The 22,176-nt window shown below is 49.7% G+C and carries 22 protein-coding genes and 1 pseudogene; 14 read left to right on the top strand and 9 right to left on the bottom strand.

Features of this window, described 5'->3' with window-relative positions; all coding sequences use genetic code 11:
* Positions 1-142 precede the first annotated feature (142 nt).
* Complete coding sequence (locus tag AEA42_RS20210) at positions 143-454, bottom strand: metalloregulator ArsR/SmtB family transcription factor (protein WP_037414026.1); 312 nt, start codon at positions 452-454, stop codon at positions 143-145.
* 225 nt (positions 455-679) lie between these two features.
* On the opposite strand from AEA42_RS20210, the gene AEA42_RS20205 reads away from it, so the two are divergent.
* Positions 680-1,825: a permease gene (locus tag AEA42_RS20205; protein ID WP_055648677.1), complete on the top strand. Its 1,146-nt coding sequence runs from the start codon at positions 680-682 to the stop codon at positions 1,823-1,825.
* Between the two features lie 222 nt (positions 1,826-2,047).
* Here AEA42_RS20205 and fre read toward each other — a convergent pair whose 3' ends face one another.
* Positions 2,048-2,746 carry an NAD(P)H-flavin reductase gene (fre, locus tag AEA42_RS20200; RefSeq protein WP_055648676.1) on the bottom strand — a complete coding sequence of 233 codons (699 nt, stop codon included), beginning with the start codon at positions 2,744-2,746 and terminating at the stop codon, positions 2,048-2,050.
* A 101-nt stretch (positions 2,747-2,847) separates the two neighbouring features.
* A complete protein-coding gene (gene ubiD / locus AEA42_RS20195) occupies positions 2,848-4,329 on the bottom strand; it encodes a 4-hydroxy-3-polyprenylbenzoate decarboxylase (protein ID WP_055648675.1) in 1,482 nt (493 codons plus the stop codon).
* Positions 4,330-4,487: 158 nt separating this feature from the next.
* Here ubiD and AEA42_RS20190 point away from each other — a divergent pair.
* Positions 4,488-5,246: pseudogene (locus AEA42_RS20190) on the top strand (hypothetical protein).
* A 95-nt stretch (positions 5,247-5,341) separates the two neighbouring features.
* Entirely contained in the window at positions 5,342-6,559 is a 1,218-nt protein-coding gene (locus AEA42_RS20185) for an MFS transporter (protein ID WP_055648674.1), read from the top strand.
* 51 nt (positions 6,560-6,610) lie between these two features.
* On the opposite strand, the gene AEA42_RS20180 is transcribed toward AEA42_RS20185, so the two are convergent.
* The 4 genes from AEA42_RS20180 to arfB all read right to left on the bottom strand — a co-directional run bounded on the left by AEA42_RS20180 (position 6,611) and on the right by arfB (position 8,755).
* A complete protein-coding gene (locus tag AEA42_RS20180; RefSeq protein ID WP_055648673.1) occupies positions 6,611-7,288 on the bottom strand; it encodes an SDR family NAD(P)-dependent oxidoreductase in 678 nt (225 codons plus the stop codon).
* A gap of 27 nt (positions 7,289-7,315) precedes the next feature.
* A complete protein-coding gene (gene accB, locus AEA42_RS20175) occupies positions 7,316-7,771 on the bottom strand; it encodes an acetyl-CoA carboxylase biotin carboxyl carrier protein (protein WP_055648672.1) in 456 nt (151 codons plus the stop codon).
* A gap of 34 nt (positions 7,772-7,805) precedes the next feature.
* Entirely contained in the window at positions 7,806-8,240 is a 435-nt protein-coding gene (aroQ, locus tag AEA42_RS20170) for a type II 3-dehydroquinate dehydratase (protein ID WP_055648671.1), read from the bottom strand.
* A 101-nt stretch (positions 8,241-8,341) separates the two neighbouring features.
* Entirely contained in the window at positions 8,342-8,755 is a 414-nt protein-coding gene (arfB, locus tag AEA42_RS20165) for an alternative ribosome rescue aminoacyl-tRNA hydrolase ArfB (RefSeq protein WP_055648670.1), read from the bottom strand.
* A 149-nt stretch (positions 8,756-8,904) separates the two neighbouring features.
* On the opposite strand from arfB, the gene AEA42_RS20160 reads away from it, so the two are divergent.
* From AEA42_RS20160 to AEA42_RS20130, 7 genes are all read left to right on the top strand, one after another.
* Positions 8,905-9,270, top strand: a complete 366-nt coding sequence (locus AEA42_RS20160; RefSeq protein WP_023268861.1) for an STAS/SEC14 domain-containing protein — start codon at positions 8,905-8,907, stop codon at positions 9,268-9,270.
* A gap of 36 nt (positions 9,271-9,306) precedes the next feature.
* Complete coding sequence (locus AEA42_RS20155; RefSeq protein ID WP_037428695.1) at positions 9,307-9,510, top strand: DUF3012 domain-containing protein; 204 nt, start codon at positions 9,307-9,309, stop codon at positions 9,508-9,510.
* Between the two features lie 163 nt (positions 9,511-9,673).
* On the top strand, positions 9,674-10,123 hold the full coding sequence (locus AEA42_RS20150; RefSeq protein WP_055648734.1) for a hypothetical protein: 450 nt from the start codon (positions 9,674-9,676) through the stop codon (positions 10,121-10,123).
* A 222-nt stretch (positions 10,124-10,345) separates the two neighbouring features.
* Complete coding sequence (locus AEA42_RS20145; RefSeq protein WP_055648669.1) at positions 10,346-11,692, top strand: TolC family protein; 1,347 nt, start codon at positions 10,346-10,348, stop codon at positions 11,690-11,692.
* 15 nt (positions 11,693-11,707) lie between these two features.
* Positions 11,708-13,000: an efflux RND transporter periplasmic adaptor subunit gene (locus AEA42_RS20140; protein WP_055648668.1), complete on the top strand. Its 1,293-nt coding sequence runs from the start codon at positions 11,708-11,710 to the stop codon at positions 12,998-13,000.
* A gap of 47 nt (positions 13,001-13,047) precedes the next feature.
* On the top strand, positions 13,048-16,266 hold the full coding sequence (locus tag AEA42_RS20135) for an efflux RND transporter permease subunit (RefSeq protein WP_055648667.1): 3,219 nt from the start codon (positions 13,048-13,050) through the stop codon (positions 16,264-16,266).
* A gap of 128 nt (positions 16,267-16,394) precedes the next feature.
* On the top strand, positions 16,395-16,718 hold the full coding sequence (locus AEA42_RS20130; protein WP_037413966.1) for an antibiotic biosynthesis monooxygenase: 324 nt from the start codon (positions 16,395-16,397) through the stop codon (positions 16,716-16,718).
* Positions 16,719-16,803: 85 nt separating this feature from the next.
* On the opposite strand, the gene mscL is transcribed toward AEA42_RS20130, so the two are convergent.
* Together mscL and AEA42_RS20120 are read right to left on the bottom strand one after the other, a co-directional pair.
* Positions 16,804-17,214 carry a large-conductance mechanosensitive channel protein MscL gene (gene mscL / locus AEA42_RS20125; RefSeq protein WP_037413967.1) on the bottom strand — a complete coding sequence of 137 codons (411 nt, stop codon included), beginning with the start codon at positions 17,212-17,214 and terminating at the stop codon, positions 16,804-16,806.
* 204 nt (positions 17,215-17,418) lie between these two features.
* The gene (locus AEA42_RS20120; RefSeq protein WP_088586195.1) at positions 17,419-18,351 is read right to left on the bottom strand and encodes a LysR family transcriptional regulator; all 933 of its coding nucleotides are present in this window, start codon (positions 18,349-18,351) and stop codon (positions 17,419-17,421) included.
* Between the two features lie 97 nt (positions 18,352-18,448).
* On the opposite strand from AEA42_RS20120, the gene AEA42_RS20115 reads away from it, so the two are divergent.
* From AEA42_RS20115 to AEA42_RS20100, 4 genes are all read left to right on the top strand, one after another.
* The gene (locus tag AEA42_RS20115; protein ID WP_055648665.1) at positions 18,449-19,504 is read left to right on the top strand and encodes an HlyD family secretion protein; all 1,056 of its coding nucleotides are present in this window, start codon (positions 18,449-18,451) and stop codon (positions 19,502-19,504) included.
* A gap of 13 nt (positions 19,505-19,517) precedes the next feature.
* Positions 19,518-21,125, top strand: coding sequence for a DHA2 family efflux MFS transporter permease subunit (locus AEA42_RS20110; protein ID WP_055648664.1), 1,608 nt, complete (start codon positions 19,518-19,520; stop codon positions 21,123-21,125).
* A 125-nt stretch (positions 21,126-21,250) separates the two neighbouring features.
* Positions 21,251-21,724, top strand: a complete 474-nt coding sequence (locus AEA42_RS20105; RefSeq protein ID WP_055648663.1) for a GNAT family N-acetyltransferase — start codon at positions 21,251-21,253, stop codon at positions 21,722-21,724.
* Between the two features lie 44 nt (positions 21,725-21,768).
* Positions 21,769-22,095, top strand: a complete 327-nt coding sequence (locus tag AEA42_RS20100) for a putative quinol monooxygenase (RefSeq protein ID WP_037413979.1) — start codon at positions 21,769-21,771, stop codon at positions 22,093-22,095.
* Positions 22,096-22,176 lie beyond the last annotated feature (81 nt).

The following is a 22,176-nucleotide window of genomic DNA, read 5'->3' as shown; positions in this document are numbered from 1 at the left end:
TAACCTGCCTTTAGTGATGCTCACAGATATTGAGCGTTAGGTTGCTGGGTAAGGCGAGCCAGAGTATTGCAGAGCATAAAACGTCCTTGTTTAATGCTTGTGCAAGGCACTTCAGAGATTAGCAAGTAGTATGAAGGTGTGTTTATGCCTCTTCCTCTATTTTAGGGCGCTGGGCACTGCAACATTGATCCTGTAAAAAATGTACGAGTCCTTGTAATAATTGATAATCGGGTACGCAGTACAATACTCTTCCTTCACGTCGCTGCGAGATAATCCCCGCTGATACTAAGGCGCTAATATGATGCGAGAGTGTAGAACCCGGGATCTGCAACTCTTCTTGTAGTTGCCCCACGGCAACGCCTTCGTAGCCACCCTTTACCAATATCCTGAACAGGGCAAGACGAGTAGGATGTCCGAGTTCTTTCAATACTTTAGCTGCATTTTCAATATTCATATTGATACTGTTGTTTTCGTTCATGCCATCAATTTATTCGATAATACCAGAATTATCTATCTTTAAGCGGCTTCAAAAAGCACTGCTATCCCCAATGAGTATGAACTTTATCTGTTGTTGATACTGTGTTCACACTATATTTCTGCATTTATGGAAATTTAGTGTTGAAAATTGTCGTTATCATAACTATTATTCCAGAATATTCGAAATGTTTTAAGGGTAGAAATGAATCCACAGCTCATCACTATGCTAAAAGAAACGGTAAATATGTTTGCGTTTCTTGCGCTTGAGTTAACCTTGTTATTCCTTGTGATTAGCTATCTCGTTGGTATGCTTCAAGAGTTTGTTACCCCTCAAAAAGTGCAATCCATTTTGAGTTCGCGTAATGGCAAAGGATATTTGGTTGCTGCTTTACTTGGATCTATTACGCCATTTTGCTCTTGCTCAACGATCCCATTCTTAAAAGGTTTACTCAGGGCTCGTGCTGGCTTTGGTCCTATGATGGTGTTTCTATTTGCTAGCCCATTACTAAACCCTATCATTGTGGGATTATTCGTGGTCACTTTCGGTGTGAAAGTCGCGGTATTTTACTTTGTCATGGCAATGGGAGTATCGGTCATTGCGGGCTATACCCTTGAAAAACTAGGATTCGAACGATATGTGCGTAAAGAGGCTTATGGTCAAGAAAATGTAGAGCACTCAAGTTGCTGCGACACAAAAGCAGCACCAGCCTTATCTTTATGCGGTGAAACTACTAAATTAGCGCCGATTGTATCCCTGTGTAGTGATGTAAAGTCTTCATCTAAGATGTTCCTTTATGCTGATGTTAAGCCTACTTCAGCACTATCTTCCTGCTGCGAAACCAAACCAGCACCGTTAGCATCTTCCTGCTGTGGGACAACATCGGCGTCGGCTACTCCTGGTGCTGATATCCCGACTGTACCGCCTAAACTCGATATTGTGAGTCGTTCATTGCGAGTTTGGCGCACCACATGGAAGGACTTTAAGCATGTATTACCCTATCTTTTTGTCGGGGTGTTACTCGGCTCATTTATCTATGGCTTTATTCCCACTGAATTTATCGTGAACTATGCCGGCGAGGCCACTTGGTATGCCATTCCTGTTGCTGCGGTTATTGGCATTCCCCTTTATATTCGTGCCGAAGCCGTCATCCCTCTCACAGCGGCATTAGTTCAAAAAGGTATGGCAATGGGCTCTGTGATGGCATTTATCATCGGCAGTGCTGGCGCGAGTATCACTGAAGTGATTTTGTTAAAAGCGATCTTTAAAAATCAAATGATTGCTGCCTTTCTCGGCGTTATTTTAGGTATGGCTATCGCATCAGGATTTCTTTATGGTTTAGTCTTTTAAATAAAGCCTTCTATCCACATTAAACCTAATACGCTAGTGGTGCGAATGGAGAGGCTTGGGGAGTAACCAAGTCGTAGATATGGACGTTGTTCGATAAGAACTCTCGTTCGTGAGTCGGTTAAAAAAGCGATCAAACCAAAAACAAAACCCCAGTAAAAACTGGGGTTTATTGTTTGAGCCTATGTTGGCAAAGGTTAGCCAGCCAAGCTACAAATCAACGCGTTATTTGATAAACGCGAAGGCATCGCCGTAGAGATGGGCTTCTTCAACACCCATTTCGCGGAAGATTTCGCGGGCGGCACCGACCATATCGAAACGTCCTGCGATATAGATGTCATAGCCATTGAGGCTGATAAAATCCTGTTTGATTTGCGCGAGTAGGTTGGCGGTTTTGCCTTGCCAGTTTGCTGGGGCCTCTTCAATAACGGGCACAAAATGCAACCAAGGGTGAGCGTCGTGCCATGCGCGGGCGATGCTTTCGTAGTACATGGCATCTTGGGTGCGGCAACCCCAATACAGCGTGGTCTCAACCTGTTGGCCAAGGGCGATTTGTTGCTCGACAATACTCTTAATGTACGAGAAGCCTGTGCCACCGGCGATCAATAAACGTGGGCGCTGGCTGTCGTGGCGTAAATGGGCTTCGCCGCCTGGCGCTTCGATGTCGATATGCGTGCTATTACGCAATCTTTCAACCACTTGCATTGGATAGCTTTCGCTGACGGCCGCACCAATATGAAGCTCAATCACTTCGGCATTAGGGGCGGACGCGATAGAGAAGGGACGTTTATCTTTTTCACCCATCACAACACACAGGTATTGTCCCGCTTGAAACTCCAAGGGGGTATCGGGCTTTAACCACACCTGATACACGGCGTCATTAAAGGGGGTTACTTTCTCTATCTTACAACGTATGGTTTTCATCAAACTTCCTTTGCACCTTTTTATTTTGTTAGAGGTGTCGCATTAAGGCCATTCGCGGCCAATTCTCTTGGCTTAAGTGGGTACGTCGTGCTTAAGCTGAATTATAGGGTTGGGCTGTCGTCTATGCCTAACTCATCCCAGATTGAGTCGATCTTTTGCTTAACCTTAGGGTCCATCACAATCGGCGTGCCCCATTCGCGGGTGGTTTCGCCTTCCCACTTATTGGTGGCATCGAGGCCCATTTTAGAGCCGAGGCCTGCAACGGGAGAGGCAAAGTCGAGGTAATCGATAGGGGTATTATCGATCATCACTGTGTCGCGTTTCGGGTCCATACGGGTGGTAATGGCCCAAATCACATCGTTCCAGTCGCGGCAATTCACATCGTCATCGACCACCACAATAAACTTGGTGTACATAAATTGGCGCAGGAAGGACCAAGCGCCCATCATCACCCGTTTCGCATGGCCGGGGTATTGTTTGCGAATCGAGATCACCGCCATCCGGTAAGAACAACCTTCAGGAGGCAGATAAAAATCAATAATTTCAGGATATTGCTTACGTAAAATCGGCACAAACACTTCGTTGAGTGCCACGCCTAACATGGCGGGTTCATCCGGTGGACGGCCAGTGTAGGTGCTGTGGTAAATCGGATCTTTACGGTGGGTAATATGGGTCACAGTAAAGACGGGGAATTTATCCGTCTCGTTGTAGTAACCCGTGTGGTCGCCGTAGGGGCCTTCTTCGGCCATTTCGTCGGGATCGATATAGCCTTCGAGGATAATCTCGCTGCTGGCGGGCACTTCTAAATCGCAGCTTAAGGCTTTGCAGACTTCGGTGCGTTCACCGCGCAGCAATCCCGCAAAGGCGTATTCGCTCATCGCATCAGGTACTGGGGTTACCGCGCCTAAAATAGTCACTGGATCTGAGCCTAAGGCTACAACTACAGGGTAACGCTCACCGGGGAATTGCTCTTTAAAATCAGCAAAATCAAGCGCGCCACCACGGTGGGATAGCCAGCGCATAATGAGTTTATTCTTACCTAGCAATTGTTGGCGATAGATCCCAAGGTTTTGGCGATTCTTACGCGGGCCTTTAGTAATGGTTAAGCCCCAAGTGACCAGCGGCGCGACATCGCCCGGCCAACAATGCTGAATCGGTAACTGGGTTAAATCGACCTCATCACCGGTTTTAACCACTTGCTGACAGGCTGGATTACGCACCGTCTTGGGTGGCATATTCAAGGCTTGCTTGAACATAGGGATTTTTGCAATTGCGTCTTTAAAACCGCGTGGTGGCTCAGGTTCTTTTAAAAACGCTAATAGCTCACCGACTTCGCGCAGTGCTAACGGGTCGTCTTTACCCAGCGCCATGGCGACACGTTTTGGAGTACCAAAGAGGTTAGCCAGCACTGGCATGGAATGATTGGTTGGATTTTCGAACAGAAGTGCAGGGCCTTTGGCACGCAGAACGCGATCGGCGATCTCTGTCATTTCTAAATGAGGATCAACGGGGTAGCTAATGCGTTTGAGTTCGCCATTGGCTTCCAGATGATCGATAAAGCTGCGTAAATCCTTAAAACTCATGTGGAAATAGCCTCTGCAGTGGAAATCCGTGTGGCGCGCACTATAGCATTTTTCTGTTTTAGGGTTAACCTATTCAGTGATCTTCCAGCTTTGGAAGCGTAAAATACTTGTCCTAGGTCGGTGTTTATTTGACCAACGCCCGGTATATCGAGGTTTATATGAGATTCTATTCATTCCTTGCTAAAGATAAATGCCTTAAACATCAATCGGTTTGCTTAAGTAAGCACGCGGAGCCTTGGCATAAAACAGGCTTGGCTTTGTCTTTACTCGGCGCCTTGTTGATCGGTGGTCTTGCCGCGCCAGATTGGGCGATTGCGGGGGATCGAGGCACAAATGATCGCTATAGCGAGAGTTATGGGCGCCAAGATAATCACTATAAAAAGCATCATAAACATAGTGATAGCCATCGTTATTATCGCCCATATTACCGTCCCTATTATCCTTGAGGATTGGGTTTAGGAGTTGGCTTAGCGACGGGCTGGAACCTTGGCTATGGCTGGAATGATGGGATATGGAATGACGACTGGCGTTGGAATCGCGAGCGTTACTGGCATTCGCCTTATTCGGGCATCGGTTTGTCGATCCCGACGGGCTATGATGATACGCCAGTGGCCATTTCTGCGCCTGTGCGTGTTACCACCAGCATGCAATATTCGCCGAGCGAAGGTCGGATGGTGTCGAATATGCCAACCAATAGCGCAACTGTAATGTCGGCGGCCTCAACGGCGAGAGCTTCAACAGTCTCAGCGGAGCCAACTGCCGCAGTTCCCCGGGCGCGGGCGGCACGCAGTGTATCGAGTCTGCCGAGCAATGCCAGAATCGTCCAGCAAGATGGCCGTACCTTATATGAATGGCAAGGCACGCTTTATGCCTTCGATTGGACTAGCCAGACCTATCAAGAACAGTTAGTTAAGTAATCCATTTTTATCAACGCTTCTATAACTGGAGCCCCGAGTGGGCTCCTGTTTTTTTCTTAGCTAGTTGTCGTTTTACAGAATCGCGGAGAAATCGTTTGCAAGCAGTTCAACCCAACTCTCAACCCCCAGCTCAAAGCAGCGCGCTTTGGGTGTTGTTAGCCTTGGCATTAGGCACCTTTGCCCTAGGCACCACAGAATTTGCCGCCATGACCTTAGTGCCTTATATCGCCAGCGATTTAAGCGTCGATGTCGCCCATGTGAGTTATGCCATCAGCGCCTATGCCCTTGGGGTGGTGGTGGGATCGCCCATTATTATGGTGATGGGAGTGAGGATTAAGCGGCGCACGCTGTTAATCGCCTTGGCCGCCATGATGGCGGTTGCTAATGGTTTAAGTGCCTTGGCGCCCAGCTTGAATTGGTTAGTCTTTTTCCGTTTTTTAAGTGGCTTGCCCCATGGTGCATATTTTGGTGTCGCTATGTTACTGGCGGCTTCCTTAGTGCCGCCAGAGATGAAGGCTCGAGCGGTTTCTCGGGTGATTATCGGCTTAACCTTAGCCACTATCGTTGGCGTGCCCTTCGCTACTTGGATGGGGCAAACCGTCGGTTGGCGCTCTGGTATCGGCATAGTGGCGATTATTGCCACCGTTACTGCCGTGATGCTGTATTTTCTCGCCCCGAATGTCGCCGTACCGCAAAATGCCAGCCCGAAAAAAGAGCTGCAAACCCTGAAGAACCGCGAAGTTTGGCTCACGCTCGGCATTGCGGCTATCGGTTTTGGCGGGATTTTCTGTGTGTATACCTATCTGGCCGAGACCTTGATCCAAGTCACCCAGGTCGAGCCCTTTAAAATCCCGGTGATGATGGCGGTCTTTGGGATTGGTGCCACCTTAGGCACTTTAGTCTGTGGCTGGGCGGCGGATAAGTCGGCGCTGGCGGCGGCATTTTGGTCGCTGGTGTTAAGCACCTTAGTATTGGCGCTGTATCCAAGTTTGACGGGATCTTATTGGGCATTAATGCCGATTGTATTCTTTGTGGGTTCGGGGATTGGTCTAGCAACGATAGTGCAGGCACGATTAATGGATGTGGCTCCCGATGGGCAGGCCATGACGGGCGCTTTAGTACAATGTGCCTTTAACCTTGCCAATGCGATTGGCCCTTGGGTTGGCAGCTTAGTGATCTTATCAGGCCAAGGCATCGCCGCGACTGGTTATGCCGCAGCACTTCTATCCCTTGGCGGTTTAGTCATGTGGTGGTTAACCCACAGGGAGAGCCGCCGCGCTGATAATCTTTGTACTGCAAACTGTATTGATTAAGCCGACCATGACGGCGCAGATCCATCTCTGCGCCGCTTTTAAGTAAACTTCTTAACCTCTTTGTATGGTGATATCGGCGATATAACCATGCTCAGTGGCAAGCAGCGCTTGTTTTAGCATGCCTGCGGCCTCATCGGCGGACATAAAGCTTGAGGTGTCTAGACTCGTACCACTGCTTGGCCAAAAGCCGGTATCCATTCCGCCGGGATAAACCGCAATCAACTTCATCGGACTCTGCTTGAGCTCCAAACGCACCGATTCGATAAAGCCACGCACCGCCCACTTGGCGGCGCAGTAGGTCGATTCACCCGCTTTGGCGGCGAGGGCGGCGGTGGACATCACGATCACGACCTTAACTGCTTGCTGTTTATAGCGTTTCACTAATTCACGCACCAGCAGAATCGTTGAAGTAACATTGTTATTCAGCAGCGCTTGGATTTCACTCGTGCCTTGGGTTTCCAGCGCGCCAAAGTAACCACTGCCAGCGCAGTGAATAACCGTGTTGGGGGTATCGGTGAGTCCATCAAATAGCGCTTCGACACTCGCCTCGTCCGCTAAATCGGCACTAATGGCGCTGATGCTTTGGGTCGAAAATGGGCTGAGGGCATTGGCCACGGTATGCAGGCGATTGGCATCGCGCCCCGTCAGTGTAAGTGCTTGGTTATCCTTGGCATACAGGGCGGCTAATGCCGCGCCTAAGCCACTGCTTGCGCCAGTAATCAGTATCATCTTTACCTCTAAATTCTATTTCGAAGTCTAGGTTTCGATCAGAGTGAACAGCGGCTGGTCGAAGGCGACATCGTCCCCGTCTTTCACCCAAATGGCGCCAACTATGCCGTCACGCTCGGCCTCGATGGGATTTTGCATTCGCATGGTTTCGATAATGCAAAGCGTGTCGCCGCGAGCCACCCGTTGACCGATGCGCACCAAGGGCGCCTCGGTTTGGCCTTGCGACGCATGAAAGGTACCGACCATGGGCGATAGCTGCACAAAACCTTCAATCATGGGCAGTGCGTCACGGGCTTTCGCCAGCTTTGGGCTTGATGCAGTGGAAGGCGGAGGATTGTGCGCGCTCTCAGGTGTGCTTGAGGTATGCGGGCTGTAGCGGGTGATGCGAATGGACTCTTCCCCTTCGGTAATCGCGAGTTCCGCAATCCCAGATTCCTGCACTAATTCAATCAGTTTTTTGATCTTCCGAAGGTCAACCGCCATGGCTTGTGGCTCCCAGTGCTCATGCTTATCGCGTTTATGCCTTTAATCTTTTAATCGCCGCCGCGAGGGCAAACTCATAGCCTTGGGCGCCGAAACCACAAATCACTCCAATGGCCTTATCGGAAAAATAGGAATGGTGGCGGAAGGGCTCGCGGGCATGAACATTGGATAAATGCACTTCGTAAAAGGGAATATCCACCCCAAGCAGTGCGTCACGCAGGGCCACACTGGTGTGGGTAAAGGCAGCGGGATTGATAATAATCATCTGCGCATCGGTGGCATGGATAGCGTTGATCAGCTCAAATTCGGCATTCGATTGAATATGCTCAAGTTCAACACCTGCTGCTTGAGCTTGTTCACTCAAAATGGCAACGATATCGGCTAAGGTTTGATGACCGTAAACACTGGGTTCGCGGCGGCCAAGGAGATTCAAATTGGGGCCATTGATGAGCAGAACTTTATGATTCATTACGCTTTCCTTTTACGACATGCCTTAACGGGTTGAATGCCATTAACTTAACCTGTTCGGGCGGATTTTGCATTATGAATGTCGTTACTGTGCAAGCTGGGTTAATCCAGCTTAAGCTGGCGCATGGCTTTAGTGGTGCCACGTTGTTTTTTGGTGTCTAAGCGTTTGGTTTGGCTGCTTTTGGTCGCACGGGTGGGAATGCGTTTTTTGGGCACTTCGGCCACGCTGGCAACTAGGGCGATAAATTGTTCCAAGGCGGTTTGCCGATTCGCCTCTTGGCTGCGGCTCGCCTGACATTTGATAATGATTTTGCCGCTGGCGGTAATCCGATGATCGGCTTTTTGCAGCAGGTGCTGCTGATAAAACTCGGGTAATGACGAGTTTCTGATATCAAAAATCAATTGGGCGGCGGTGGAGACTTTATTGACATTCTGCCCGCCAGCCCCGCTTGAGCGGATAAATTGCCACTCGATTTCATTTTCCGGAAGTTCCACACGGTTTGAGATTTTTATCATGGCAGACTTAGGGTTTTGTCCAATTGCTTTGAGAAGCGAGCAATAACTGCTTATGGCTTTTCAATAGATTTGTTATCATCGGGCGCATTCTTGCAGGGCAGGCGTGGTTGCCCGTTCGCAAAATAGTGTTCTCGTTTCGGAGTGCCTTTATGTTATGCCAAATCCCCGATATTGCTAAGGGTGTTATCAGTCTTTTCGCCAGTGGTCGACTCTCTTCAACCGATTATCGTACCCGCTTACAGCCGGCCATTAAGAGTTACCGCAAGGATTGGGGACAGGTTTGCCTGTATATTGAGGCGGACGTCTTACTTGAAGGTTGGGAATTTGAGTCGCTAACGGGCAGTGGTGAAGTCCAACTTCCTAATTTTGAAGCTTTAGTATTTGTTGGCGGCCCAGATTGGGTGGGTAATGCTGTGCGCTTACTCGGCCCCTTTATGCAGGGCGAAGTGGCTTGGTTCCCCTTGGAGCAGAAAGCCAAAGCCATTGCGTGGATCGCTAAACGTTCAACTTTTTAATGACCCATGGTGGGTATAACTTATAGGGAATTAACTATGTCTTTGTTGAAAACTATGACTGCCAAACCGACCGCTAAATTAGGCGCTATCGCCCTAGTGTTGGCCTTTACCGCAGGCTTAAGTGCCTGTGCGCCAGAGGTAGGTAGTGATGCTTGGTGTAAGCAAATGAAGGAAAAACCTAAAGGTGATTGGACGGCGAACGAAGCGGCCGATTACGCCAAACACTGCGTGTTTAAGTAAGTTTTTCAAGCGAATAGTGTCACAGCTTGACAGATTAATCCTTGCAAGCTGTGAACTTATGCTTAAAATCCCTGTCTTAAGTTTGCACAAGCTATTGCTGAATTATGACTAAATCGTCCAAAGGTGATATTTGATTTCGACCGCTAAGCCATTCTTTAGCCGAATGGTGACCCTACTGATAGCCATTATCGTGCTGCAATTTGCGGGCGCGAATTTGGGTGCCCATCAGTTACATGCGGGCAATGGCGTCGAAGAAGCCGAGAATCATCCCCACCTACAATTTAGTGCTCCTGTGACCACCTTAGCTCAATGTGTGGATTGTGTGTGCCCCAACGAGCAGACTCCCAGATTCAGCACCGAGCCGTTTGGTGAAGCCGCATTCAATGCGGGCGTATCGACTACCAGTGCTAGTAGCCACTCACATTTAGTGCAAACCACTGAAATTCAAAACTTTGACCTTTGCCTTGATTGCCAATGCCATGGCGGTCATGTTGCTTTACTCTCCTATTCCGACAGCCAAACGCTTACGGCCTTTGAAGCGGCCTATGTGCCAACGGATTTAGCCTATTTCCCTCCAGATCAATTACCTAAGTACCGCCCACCCATCGCTTAACTCTCAATATCTGCTTATTTCTGGTTGCGTATCTATTGTTCTGGCGCGCCGCAATAAGCCCTTAATTTATCCCCAAAGCAAAGGTTTTATTAACCTCTAACCTGTTTGGCTCGCGCTAGCGCTTTGAGCTTATTCGACATTTTGCCTCTGGGGAGCATTCGATTGGTATCCGCACGTCGATAGCGTGGGGCCAATCCTATTTAGATATTGTTAGGAATTGCGATGAAGAAAACCATTATCGCCCAGACCTTGTTTGGCCTGTTGAGTACGCTAGTGCTCGTTGGTGGACAGGTGAACTACGCTGTTGCAGCAAGCTCAAGCCTAGACGTCAAAGAGCTAGATGCAGTAGCGCAAGGTGAACTATTAACCCAAGAAACTCAAACCTCGCTGAATCAGTGGTTGCCAGAGTTACTCAAGCAAATTAATCAGTTGCCAGAGGTGCAGGCGCAAATTGCTCGGCAGCAACAGGCTGAGCTGGTGATTGCCGCGGCGGATCGCGCCGTCTATAACCCTGAACTTGGACTCAATTATCAAAACGCCGACACAGATACCTACAGCCTAGGGCTGAGCCAAACCATAGATTGGGGCGATAAGCGTGGCGTAGCAACCCGCCTTGCCCAGCTTGAGGCGCAGATCCTGTTAGCGGATATACAGTTAGAACGCAGTCAGATGTTGGCCGAGCGTCTATTAGCGCTGGCCGAGCAGTCGCAAAGCCACAAGGCGCTTACTTTTGCAGAGCAGCAATTAAGATTTACTCAGGCACAGCTCAATATTGCCGAGCAGCGCTTTGCCGCCGGAGATTTGTCTGATGTTGAGTTGCAACTGCTTAAACTCGAACTGGCAAGCAATACCGCCGACTATGCGCTGGCCGAACAAGCGGCCTTAGTCGCCGAAGGTAAAGTGATTGAGTTACTTGGGGTTGATAAGCTCAAGTTTAGGGAGTTCATCTCTGACATTGGCCAATTTGTGTCGATGATTGCCCCGAAAGCGGAATTACCCGCATTGACCAGTGTCCATCAGCAGGTGTTATTGGCCAAGGCCAATGCCATGAAGGTTAAGGCTGATACAGCGGCGGATCCCACCATCAACCTTGGTCTCGAACGGGAAGGCTCTGACAACAAGTTTGGCGTCGGTGTGGCTATCCCCTTGCAGGTTCGTAATAACTACAGTGAGTTACAGTCGGTTGCAGATAAGGGCATCGCTATCGCAGAGCAGTCCTACTTAGCCCGTGAGCGAGTGCTTACTGCTAAACAGGCGCAATTTAACAATGCCTTACCCCGTTTACTGGCGCGTTACCAAGATTGGCGTGAGCGAGTCGCAGCCTCGGGGAGTAAAGCCGCTAAATCCTTAAGTGAACAGTGGCGCTCGGGCGATGTGAGCACCAGTGAGTATTTACAGAGTCGGCGACAACTTGCGGCCAGTTATTTGGTCGGTTTAAACCTCGAAACGGCAATTTATCAGAGCTGGTTAACCTGGATGGGGGACAGCGGTCAACTGCTTCCCGTGGTTGACACATTCGCCGACAAATCAAGTTCCACTTCTTCCACAAATGCCGTGCCAGCAAAGTAATCGTGAGGTAACACTATGAATTCATTTACTCAAAAATTGTCTTTCCATACTTTGGGCACAGTGTCTGCTGAAGGCTTAAGGTCGTTATTTACTCCTTCTCGTTTAGCTTTGGCCTTGATGCTTGCCTCCTTAACCCTGACGGCTCCCACCTTCGCGGGCGAAGGCCATGATCACGACGCTGAAAAGGTCACAAATCAGGCGGAAAAGAGCACTTCCTCGACGGAAGATGACCATGGTGAGCAGGCACTTACTTTTACACCTGCGCAGCTGGAACTCGCCGGCGTGCGCCTGTTGCCCCTGAGCAGCGACAGCTTAAGTCTTAGCAATCTTAATCTCGATATTCGGGCGACGGCGACCTTAGTGGTTGACCGTGATAGAACCGCGACCTTAGCGCCACAGCTGGATGTGCGGGTGCAGGCGCGCCATGTGGTGCCCGGCCAAGAGGTGAAAAAAGGTGAGCCCTTACTGACCTTAGGCGGTGCAGAAGTCGCCAAGGCGCAGGCGGAATATATCAATGCCGCCGCCGAGTGGAGTCGAGTGCGTCGGATGAGCGAGGGCGCAGTGAGCGTGAGCCGCAGAATGCAGGCGCAGGTCGATGCCGAACTTAAGCGAGCAATTCTGGAGGCGATCAAGATGACGGATGCACAGATCCGTACCTTAGAGTCGACTCCAGAAGCTATCGGTAGCTATCAACTTTTAGCGCCTATCGATGGCCGTGTGCAGCAGGATATTGCCATGCTAGGCCAAGTGTTCACCGCTGGCACACCATTAATGCAGTTAACCGATGAGTCGCACCTTTGGGTGGAAGCGCAATTAACCCCGGCGCAGGCGGCTAATGTGAATGTCGGCGGCCCGGCGTTGGTGCAAGTGGGGGACAAAACGCTGGCGGGCAAGATTATTGGCCGTTCCCATGAGCTGGATAGCGTGACACGTACTGAGCAAGTGTTAGTCAGTATGCCTAATCCTGATCATGTGTTGCACGCTGGGCAATTTGCCGAGCTGTACTTTGCCGATGCCTCTCAAAACATGGCTGCGGCGAGTAGCGGGTCAGGTATTTCATCGGGAATTGTATTACCCGATGCAGCGTTAACCCGTAGCAGTGATGGCGATTGGCAGATTTTTATTCAGGATGAGGATGGTTTTGAAGCCATTGAGGTGGAGCTGGTGCAGCGTCAGCGCGGCTTGAGTTTAGTGCGCGGCAGTGAGCTGGATAAAGCACGGCAGGCACAATTAAAGGTGGTAGTTGCAGGGGCATTTTTCTTGGCATCGGAGCAGGCGAAAGCTGGTTTTGATATTCATGCCCACTAATCGCGATGCCTATCACTGTGCCTATGATTCTCGCTTAAGGAATTCTTATGTTGCAAAAAGCAATCGAAGCCGCGATTAAAAATCGGCTATTAGTGGTGTTGGCGCTGCTGGCGGCGGTCGCTGCCAGTGTGGCCATGTTGCCCAAGTTGAATCTCGATGCCTTTCCCGATGTCACCAACGTACAGGTGACCATCAATACCGAGGCTGAAGGTTTGGCTGCTGAAGAGGTAGAAAAACTCATCAGTTATCCGGTCGAATCGGCCATGTATGCTTTGCCAGCGGTGACTGAAGTGCGTTCGTTATCGCGCACTGGCTTGTCCATTGTGACGGTCGTCTTTGCTGAGGGCACGGATATTTACTTTGCCCGACAGCAAGTGTTTGAGCAGTTACAGGCGGCGCGGGAGATGATTCCAAGCGGGGTGGGTGTGCCAGAAATTGGCCCTAACACCTCTGGATTGGGGCAGATTTATCAATATATTTTGCGGGCAGATCCAAGTGCAGGCATCAATGCCGCCGAGCTGCGTAGTCTTAACGACTACCTCGTCAAACTTATCTTGATGCCCGTTGGCGGCGTGACCGATGTGTTATCTTTTGGCGGCGAAGTTCGCCAATATCAAGTGCAGGTCGACCCTAATAAGTTGCGTGCTTATGGCTTGTCGATGGCGCAGGTGAGTGAGGCGCTCGAAAGCAATAACCGTAATGCTGGTGGCTGGTTTATGGACCAAGGCCAAGAGCAATTAGTGGTGCGGGGTTATGGTATGTTGCCCGCCGGAGAGGCAGGGCTTGCCTCGATTGCTCAAATTCCACTCACTGAAGTACGTGGCACGCCTGTGCGAGTGGGGGATATTGCAAAGGTCGATTTTGGTAGTGAGATCCGTGTAGGTTCAGTGACTATGACGCGCCGTGATGAGGCGGGGCAGGCGCAAGCCTTGGGCGAAGTGGTCGCTGGCGTAGTGCTTAAGCGCATGGGCGCTAACACTAAGGCGACGATTGATGATATCGATGCGCGGATTAATCTGATTGAGCAGGCGCTGCCGAAGGGCGTGTCCTTTGAGGTGTTTTACGATCAAGCGGATTTAGTGGATAAGGCCGTTACCACAGTGCGCGATGCGCTGCTGATGGCTTTTGTGTTTATCGTGGTGATCTTAGCGCTGTTCCTTGTGAATATCCGCGCCACCCTGTTGGTGTTGCTGTCTATCCCTGTATCCATCGGTTTGGCGCTGATGGTGATGTCCTATTACGGACTGTCGGCCAACTTGATGTCCCTTGGTGGTTTGGCGGTAGCCATTGGTATGTTGGTCGATGGCTCAGTGGTGATGGTTGAGAATATTTTCAAACATTTAACCCAACCGGATCGCCGTCATTTAGCTGAGGCAAGGGCGCGTGCCGATGGTGAAACTGACCCGTACCATGGTGATGAGGATGGGGGTGTTAACGCTGATGATGACGAACATCAGGGGAATATGGCCGTGCGCATTATGCTGGCAGCGAAAGAAGTGTGCAGTCCTATCTTCTTCGCGACCGCCATCATCATTGTGGTGTTTGCGCCGCTATTTGCGCTGGAAGGAGTTGAGGGCAAGCTGTTCCAACCTATGGCCGTCAGCATTATTTTGGCGATGATTTCCGCCTTGCTGGTGGCATTAATTGCGGTGCCAGCCTTAGCGGTATATCTGTTTAAACGTGGAGTTGTGCTGAAAGAAAGTGTGATCTTAAGGCCGCTGGATAGTGCATATCGCAAACTGCTCAGTGCAACGCTAGCGCGTCCTAAAATGGTGGTACTCAGTGCGGCGCTGATGTTTGTCATGAGCATGACATTGCTGCCTAGACTCGGCACCGAGTTTGTGCCCGAGTTAGAGGAAGGCACGATTAACCTGAGGGTAACGTTAGCACCCACCGCCAGCCTTGGCACCTCTTTGGATGTCGCACCTAAGCTTGAGGCTTTGCTGCTGGAATTCCCCGAGGTGGAGTATGCCTTAAGCCGAATCGGTGCGCCCGAATTAGGCGGCGATCCTGAGCCTGTCAGCAATATTGAAGTCTATATCGGCCTAAAACCCATCGAAGAATGGCAATCGGCCAGTTCGCGTTTGGAGTTGCAACGGCTGATGGAGGAAAAGCTCAGTGTCTTCCCTGGGCTGCTACTCACCTTCTCACAACCGATTGCGACTCGGGTCGATGAGCTGCTTTCGGGGGTTAAGGCGCAGTTAGCGATTAAACTCTTTGGCCCCGATTTAGAAGTCTTATCTGAAAAAGGCCAAGTGCTGACCGATCTGGTGGCGAAAATCCCTGGTGCTGTGGATGTGTCCCTCGAACAGGTGAGTGGTGAGGCGCAGCTGGTAGTGCGGCCTGACCGTTCGCAGCTTGCCCGTTATGGCATCAGTGTTGATCAGGTGATGACACTCGTCAGCCAAGGTATTGGTGGCGCCAGCGCTGGCCAAGTCATCGACGGTAACGCCAGATACGACATTAATTTACGCCTTGCCGCCGAGTTTCGCAGCAGTCCAGATGTGATTAAGGATTTACTCCTTAGCGGCAGCAATGGTGCCACAGTGCGTTTAGGTGAGGTGGCCAGCGTTGAGGTGGAAATGGCGCCGCCGAATATTCGCCGTGACGATGTGCAGCGCCGCGTGGTAGTGCAAGCGAACGTGGCGGGGCGAGACATGGGCTCTGTGGTAAATGATATTTACGCGCTGGTGCCAAAGGCCGATCTACCTGCTGGATATACTGTGATTGTGGGTGGTCAGTATGAGAATCAGCAGCGGGCACAGCAAAAGCTGATGTTGGTAGTGCCAGTCTCAATCGCCTTGATTGCCTTGCTGTTGTACTTCTCCTTCGGCGCGGTTAAGCAGGTATTACTGATTATGGCGAACGTGCCGTTAGCACTCATCGGCGGTATTGTGGCGTTGTTTGTTAGTGGTACTTATCTGTCGGTGCCAAGCTCCATTGGCTTTATCACGCTGTTTGGGGTGGCGGTGCTCAACGGAGTGGTATTAGTGGATTCGATAAACCAACGCAGGCAGAGCGGCGAGTCGCTCTATGAATCGGTTTATGAAGGCACTGTGGGCCGCTTACGACCAGTATTGATGACGGCATTAACCTCTGCCTTAGGGTTAATTCCGATCTTAGTGTCATCGGGTGTGGGCAGTGAAATCCAAAAGCCGCTAGCGGTGGTGATCATTGGCGGTTTGTTTAGCTCAACGGCGTTGACCTTATTGGTATTACCGACCTTATACCGCTGGTTATATCGACACGATAAATTGCTTGACTAGTTGGGGCTGAGTCTTGGCATGATTTTGTGGTAAGTCTCAATGTTAAAGTTTAAAAATCAGCGAGCTATAGTGTGTGATATAGGCTAGGCTTAGCGCTGGTATTAAGGATAAGTATCTCTGGAGAGAGTATGATCGCAGTCATTTTTGAAGTCGTTCCCACGAAAGAAGGAAAGGAAGAGTATCTGCATGTGGCCGCTGAAATGCGCCAGTATTTAGAAGGCCGCAAGGGATTAATTTCGATTGAACGTTTTCAGAGCTTAACCGACGATGGTAAGGTGCTGAGCTTATCGTTTTGGGATGATATGGCCTCTATTACCCAATGGCGTAATCAAATGGCCCACAGCATTGCCGAGCAGACTGGCATAGTTCCTTGTTTGTTTAACGCTTATCGCATCCGTGTCGCCGAAGTGGTGCAAGATTATAGCGAAACCGTGCACGAAGCCGCAGAGTAATCGATACCTGACAGGTTAAAAACAAAACCCATCGAAATCGATGGGTTTTTTATGTTCAATACTCTGCCTAAGTGACTTTTGAGGCTTATTTTTCCTGTTGAGCTTTAAGCAGATCGCGGATCTCAGACAGTAGTTCTTGATCTTTGGTTGGTGCGGGCGGAGCAGAAGGCGCTTCTTCTTGTTTACGTTTTAAGCTGTTAATGGCTTTTAAGCCCATAAAAATCGCGAAGGCGATAATGGTAAAGTCGATAACGGTTTGGATGAATTTACCGTAAGCGATGACGACCGCAGGTGCATCACCTTGGGCAGCGAGGAGCACAACGCTCAGATCACTAAAATTCACCCCCCCTAAAATGATCCCAATCGGCGGCATAATGATGTCGGCCACAAAGGATGAGACTATCTTGCCAAAAGCGGCACCGATGATTATACCCACCGCCATATCGATTACATTGCCACGGGACGCAAAAGCCTTGAACTCTTTAAGTAAGCTCATTAGGTTTCCTCCGAAAATATGATTAAATGTTAAATTTTATTATATTAACTGTATCAGGAAAACCTTAGGGTCTTTTGCTGCCTGTTACCTTGCCAAGCTTATAGGGGCTTAAGGATTAAGGCAATTCTGAGATTAAGGATTTATTCTGTACTGGCAGATTTCACACTCTCAAGGTTACAGTTGTTAATTTGGGTGTGAATGGGTCTATTTTTGCTGACCGATAAATTCTGGCACTTCTAATACTTGTGATCCCCAGCGTTTAAACAAAGAGGCGTAGATAAACTCGATAAAAACGCGGTATTTGCGCGGCAGATAGGCTCGCTTGGGATAGCTGAGTACCACCTTGGTTTGCACCATAGGATAATCGTCAAGGAGTCGCACTAAATAGCCTTTCTCTATCGCCTCTTGGGCAATAATCGACGGCACGGCCGTAATGCCAAGCCCTGCAATGGCAGCTTCGCGGGCAATGGTGACATTATTCACTGTTAATTGCGTGACGGGCTCAATGACTACCCAAGTTTTACCATCAAATAGCTTCCATGCCCCTTCAATATGGGCCGACTGTAAACGAATCGCTTTATGTTTAGCCAAATCCTGTGGCACTTTGGGCGTGCCATGTTCGGCCAAATATTTAGGGCTGGCCATTAAGGATTTATAGGCGTTAACTAAGGAATAACTTTGTAGGCGGGTATCACTCGAGTCAGCGATTTGGAATAGCAGATCCACACCTTCTTCTATCACATCCACTTTACGGTTAGTGAGCTCGGCTTCTATGGTGATATCGGGATAAAGGGTTAAAAACTGGGCGAAGATCGGCCCAAGAAACAGTTGACCTAATTCAATAGGGCATACGATTCTTAGGTTACCTTTGATTAATTGCTGGTGGGCACTGAGCTGATTTTCGGCGCTTTGAAGATCACTTAAGATCTTATTGATTCGATTGTAATAACTCGAACCCGCTTCTGTGAGTTTGAGTGCGCGAGTCGTTCGGAATAATAGCTGAGTACCCGTATCGGCTTCTAGTTCGGCAATTTTGCGACTGACTGTTGCCTTAGTGAGTCCGAGGGCTTTAGCTGCCCCAGTAAAACTACCTTGCTCTACCACTTGAGCAAATATTTGCACCCGATTGAGATCCATGATTGTTACACCTGTGAAACAGTGGGTTGATTTTTAACTACCTAATAAACTTGATGAGACAGTAGTACACTAGTACTCACTAATCAAGGAGTCATTCATGTCCAAAAGTAAGCTTATTATCGCCGTTCCACTTTTACTCGCCGCCGCTGCGGGTGGCGGCTATTACTGGTGGACGCAAGTACGTTTTATCGAAACCACTGATAATGCTTATGTTGAGGCCGATATCTCCCATGTGAGCGTAAAAGTACCAGGTTATGTGGTGTTATCCGATGTGACCGATAACCAGCATGTGCGTAAGGGCGAGTTATTGGCGCAACTTGAAGATAACCAGTTTAGCGCCAAAGTCAGCCAAGCTGAGGCTGCACTTGCCAGTGCCAAAGCCGATCTACAAACCTTAGCCGCTAAGGTGGATCTGCAACATGCGCTGATCAGCCAAGCGAGTGCGGGTGTGGTGGCGGCGCAGGCTGATAAAATTCGTGCCGAGCAACAATTAAGCCGAGCGAAAAAGTTAAAAGTCAGCAATTACAGCTCACAGGACGATGTCGACCAATTACAGGCGGGTTTTGATTCTGCTGCTGCGCGCCTCGATGAAGCCAAGGCGCTGTTAGTGGCTAAAGAACGTGAGCTTGCTGTGTTTAATGCTCAGCTTAATCAAGCCAGCTCTGTGGTTGAGCAGTCGAATGCGGCATTGGAGCTAGCTAACATTCAGCTCAATGATACCCGTGTGACCGCGCCCTTCTCTGGGGTGATTGGTAAACGCGGCGCGATGGTGGGGCAGTATGTGCAGCCCGGCCAAGCACTCTTTAGTTTGGTTCCGGACGGGGCTGTGTGGATCTCGGCGAACTTTAAAGAAACCCAAATCCAACATATGCAACCCGGGCAGTCGGTGCAGGTCAGTCTCGATGCGTTTCCCGACAAAACCTTTACAGGTGTAATCGATAGTCTGTCGCCAGCGTCCGGAGCCAAATTTAGTCTGCTGCCCGCCGAAAATGCCACGGGTAACTTCACCAAAATCGTGCAGCGTATTCCAGTGCGGATCCGTTTAGAGCTCTCAGAAGAAGAGGCGCGAGTGGTCCCCGGGTTAAGTGCGGTGGTGAAGGTCGATACTGCGTCGCATCCGACGACAACTATCGCTGCAAACGTCGGTCGCTAAGTAGGTCGTTAACATGAGCACAATTGCTGCTGCACCTGAGGCTATCGCCGCGGGGGCTACGCCGAGCGAATATGAGCGCGGTAGTCGCCGTTCGTGGATTGCCGTTTTTGGTGGTTTGATTGGCGCCTTTATGGCGATCCTCGATATTCAAATCACCAATGCCTCGATGAAGGAAATCCAAGGCAGCCTTGGGGCAACGCTTGAGGAAGGCAGCTGGATTTCAACGGCTTATCTGGTTGCCGAGATGATTGCGATTCCGCTCTCGGGCTGGTTAAGCACAGGGCTCTCGGTCAGGCGTTATCTGCTGTGGACCACAGCTGCCTTTATCTTTGCTTCTATCCTGTGTTCGATTTCGTGGAACCTCGAGGCCATGATCGCCTTTCGGGCGTTGCAGGGCTTCTTTGGTGGCGCGTTGATCCCGCTGGCCTTTCGGCTGATCTTAGAATTTTTACCCGAGAATAACCGTGCCGTGGGGATGGCGCTCTTTGGTGTGACAGCCACGTTTGCGCCCTCGATTGGCCCAACCTTAGGTGGTTGGTTAACTGAGCATTTTAGTTGGCATTACCTGTTTTATATCAACGTACCGCCCGGATTGCTGGTGATGGCGATGTTGGCCTATGGTCTCGAGAAACGGCCTGTGGTGTGGGATAAACTGAAAAATGCCGATTTAGCGGGCATTGTCACTATGGCGCTGGGCATGGGTTGTCTCGAGGTTGTGCTTGAGGAGGGCAACCGTAAGGATTGGTTTGGCTCGGATTTGATCCGCAATCTCGCCATCATTGCCGCGGTGAATTTAGTGCTGTTTGTGTGGATCCAGCTCAACCGTAAAGATCCTTTAGTGAATTTACGCTTACTCGGTAAACGTGATTTTGTGCTTTCAACCGTGGCGTATTTTTTACTGGGGATGGCGCTCTTTGGCGCGATCTATTTGATCCCACTTTATTTGTCTCAAGTGCATGATTACACACCACTGGAAATTGGTGAGGTGATTATGTGGATGGGCTTTCCACAGCTGTTGGTATTACCCTTAGTGCCACGTTTAATGCAACGATTCGACGGACGTTACTTAGCCGCCTTCGGCTTTTTTATGTTTGCCCTAAGTTATTACATGAATAGCCAAATGACCGCCGATTACGCTGGGCAGCAGATGATTGCCTCCCAAGTGGTACGCGCCTTAGGCCAGCCGTTTATTTTAGTGCCTATCGGAATGCTCGCGACTGCGCATTTAAAACCCCATGAAAACCCATCAGCTTCGACCGTACTGAACGTGATGCGTAACTTAGGTGGGGCCTTTGGTATCGCGTTGGTGGCGACCTTAACCGATAACTTGGCTCGCAGCCATTTGGCCCATGTGAAGGAATCTTTGCCAGCGGTCAGCACGCAGGCGCAGGACTATTTGAATCAGAGTGCCAGTATGTTGCAACAGGGTGGCTCGGATCCCTATACCGCCTCCATGCAGGCCAAGGCATTGTTAGGGCAAACCATGAGTCAGCAGGCCTATATTCAAGCCTATAACGATGTGTTTTTGATTATGGGGGCCCTGTTGTTAATTGCCGTGGTGGCTGTACTGCTTATCCGTAAACCACAAGGCCCAGTCGCCCACGATGCGGTGATCGAATAACACTGAGTCAGTTTTCGCAATGCGTAACCCTTGCGTCTTAATTCCCCCCAGAATTAAGGGCGCTTTTTTATGCGCTGAGCTGTGATAGACTCGAGCTCTTTTCCTGTTGTACGCAGAGCCTTTTTATGTCTATACAAGATTCAGTTGAGTGGCACATTCTTAAATTTAATCAATTAACTGCCAACACCTTATATGAAATCCTTAAACTGCGAGTCGATGTGTTTGTGGTCGAGCAGGCCTGTGCTTATCCAGAGCTTGATGATAAAGATAGACACCCTGAAACCCAGCATTTAATCGGCCTATCACCTGCGGGCGAGTTACTCACCTATGCCCGTATTTTGCCTCCGGGGCTGAGTTATCCCGAGGCCAGCATTGGCCGAGTGGTGGTGTCACCTGCTGGACGAGGTAAAGGATTGGCAATGCCGTTGATGCAGCGGGCGATCAAATCTGCACTCAGTACTTGGCCCAAGGCGGGGATCCAAATTGGTGCTCAGGATTATCTGAAAAGCTTCTACCAAAAACTCGGGTTTAACATCTGTTCTGAAATGTATTTGGAAGATGGCATTCCTCATATCGACATGCGCTACCAGCCTAAGTAATCTAGTTTTAACTAGCTGAATTTACATCTTATTAAGGAAATCAAATGACTACTGTTGCGGACTATAAAATCAATCAACAACAACTCGTTTGCGTCGCGAGCTTTTTAGCTAAGGAAGGCAAAACCGAGGCCTTGATTGCGGCGCTCGCCTCGCTGATCCCCGATACACGCCGTGAAGCCGGTTGTATTCGGTATGAGCTCAACGTCAGCCGTGATGAACCGCGCCGCGTGACCTTTGTGGAGAAGTTTGTTGATATTACTGCCTTCGATGAGCACTGCGCTAAAGAGGCTATTCAACATTATTTCCACCAAGTGATGCCTGAGTTGGTTGAGTCGTTCCAAGTCGAAACCTATCATCAGGTCATCGTCTAAGTGTTTTACCGTGTTATCGCTTAATAAACCTTATGTCGTCAGTAGAATGTATTAATTTACATTGTCTTTGCAGTTTATAGC

Origin of the sequence: Shewanella sp. Sh95, from assembly GCF_001308045.1 — a bacterium.
Classification (GTDB): Bacteria; Pseudomonadota; Gammaproteobacteria; order Enterobacterales; family Shewanellaceae; genus Shewanella; species Shewanella xiamenensis.
Note: the sequence above shows the minus strand (reverse complement) of the source record. Positions and strands in the feature narration are given on the sequence as shown.

Bases quoted from the DNA above. Each gene is read 5' to 3' on its own strand.
- AEA42_RS20205 (WP_055648677.1), top strand. From the start codon at position 680: ATGAATCCACAGCTCATCACTATGCTAAAAGAAACGGTAAATATGTTT.
- AEA42_RS20130 (WP_037413966.1), top strand. From the start codon at position 16,395: ATGATCGCAGTCATTTTTGAAGTCGTTCCCACGAAAGAAGGAAAGGAA.
- AEA42_RS20140 (WP_055648668.1), top strand. From the start codon at position 11,708: ATGAATTCATTTACTCAAAAATTGTCTTTCCATACTTTGGGCACAGTG.
- AEA42_RS20160 (WP_023268861.1), top strand. From the start codon at position 8,905: ATGTTATGCCAAATCCCCGATATTGCTAAGGGTGTTATCAGTCTTTTC.
- AEA42_RS20180 (WP_055648673.1), bottom strand. From the start codon at position 7,288: ATGATACTGATTACTGGCGCAAGCAGTGGCTTAGGCGCGGCATTAGCC.
- AEA42_RS20150 (WP_055648734.1), top strand. From the start codon at position 9,674: ATGGTGACCCTACTGATAGCCATTATCGTGCTGCAATTTGCGGGCGCG.
- AEA42_RS20120 (WP_088586195.1), bottom strand. From the start codon at position 18,351: ATGGATCTCAATCGGGTGCAAATATTTGCTCAAGTGGTAGAGCAAGGT.
- accB (WP_055648672.1), bottom strand. From the start codon at position 7,771: ATGGCGGTTGACCTTCGGAAGATCAAAAAACTGATTGAATTAGTGCAG.
- mscL (WP_037413967.1), bottom strand. From the start codon at position 17,214: ATGAGCTTACTTAAAGAGTTCAAGGCTTTTGCGTCCCGTGGCAATGTA.
- aroQ (WP_055648671.1), bottom strand. From the start codon at position 8,240: ATGAATCATAAAGTTCTGCTCATCAATGGCCCCAATTTGAATCTCCTT.
- AEA42_RS20145 (WP_055648669.1), top strand. From the start codon at position 10,346: ATGAAGAAAACCATTATCGCCCAGACCTTGTTTGGCCTGTTGAGTACG.
- AEA42_RS20210 (WP_037414026.1), bottom strand. From the start codon at position 454: ATGAATATTGAAAATGCAGCTAAAGTATTGAAAGAACTCGGACATCCT.
- ubiD (WP_055648675.1), bottom strand. From the start codon at position 4,329: ATGAGTTTTAAGGATTTACGCAGCTTTATCGATCATCTGGAAGCCAAT.
- AEA42_RS20135 (WP_055648667.1), top strand. From the start codon at position 13,048: ATGTTGCAAAAAGCAATCGAAGCCGCGATTAAAAATCGGCTATTAGTG.
- fre (WP_055648676.1), bottom strand. From the start codon at position 2,746: ATGAAAACCATACGTTGTAAGATAGAGAAAGTAACCCCCTTTAATGAC.
- AEA42_RS20110 (WP_055648664.1), top strand. From the start codon at position 19,518: ATGAGCACAATTGCTGCTGCACCTGAGGCTATCGCCGCGGGGGCTACG.
- AEA42_RS20105 (WP_055648663.1), top strand. From the start codon at position 21,251: ATGTCTATACAAGATTCAGTTGAGTGGCACATTCTTAAATTTAATCAA.
- AEA42_RS20100 (WP_037413979.1), top strand. From the start codon at position 21,769: ATGACTACTGTTGCGGACTATAAAATCAATCAACAACAACTCGTTTGC.
- AEA42_RS20115 (WP_055648665.1), top strand. From the start codon at position 18,449: ATGTCCAAAAGTAAGCTTATTATCGCCGTTCCACTTTTACTCGCCGCC.
- arfB (WP_055648670.1), bottom strand. From the start codon at position 8,755: ATGATAAAAATCTCAAACCGTGTGGAACTTCCGGAAAATGAAATCGAG.
- AEA42_RS20155 (WP_037428695.1), top strand. From the start codon at position 9,307: ATGTCTTTGTTGAAAACTATGACTGCCAAACCGACCGCTAAATTAGGC.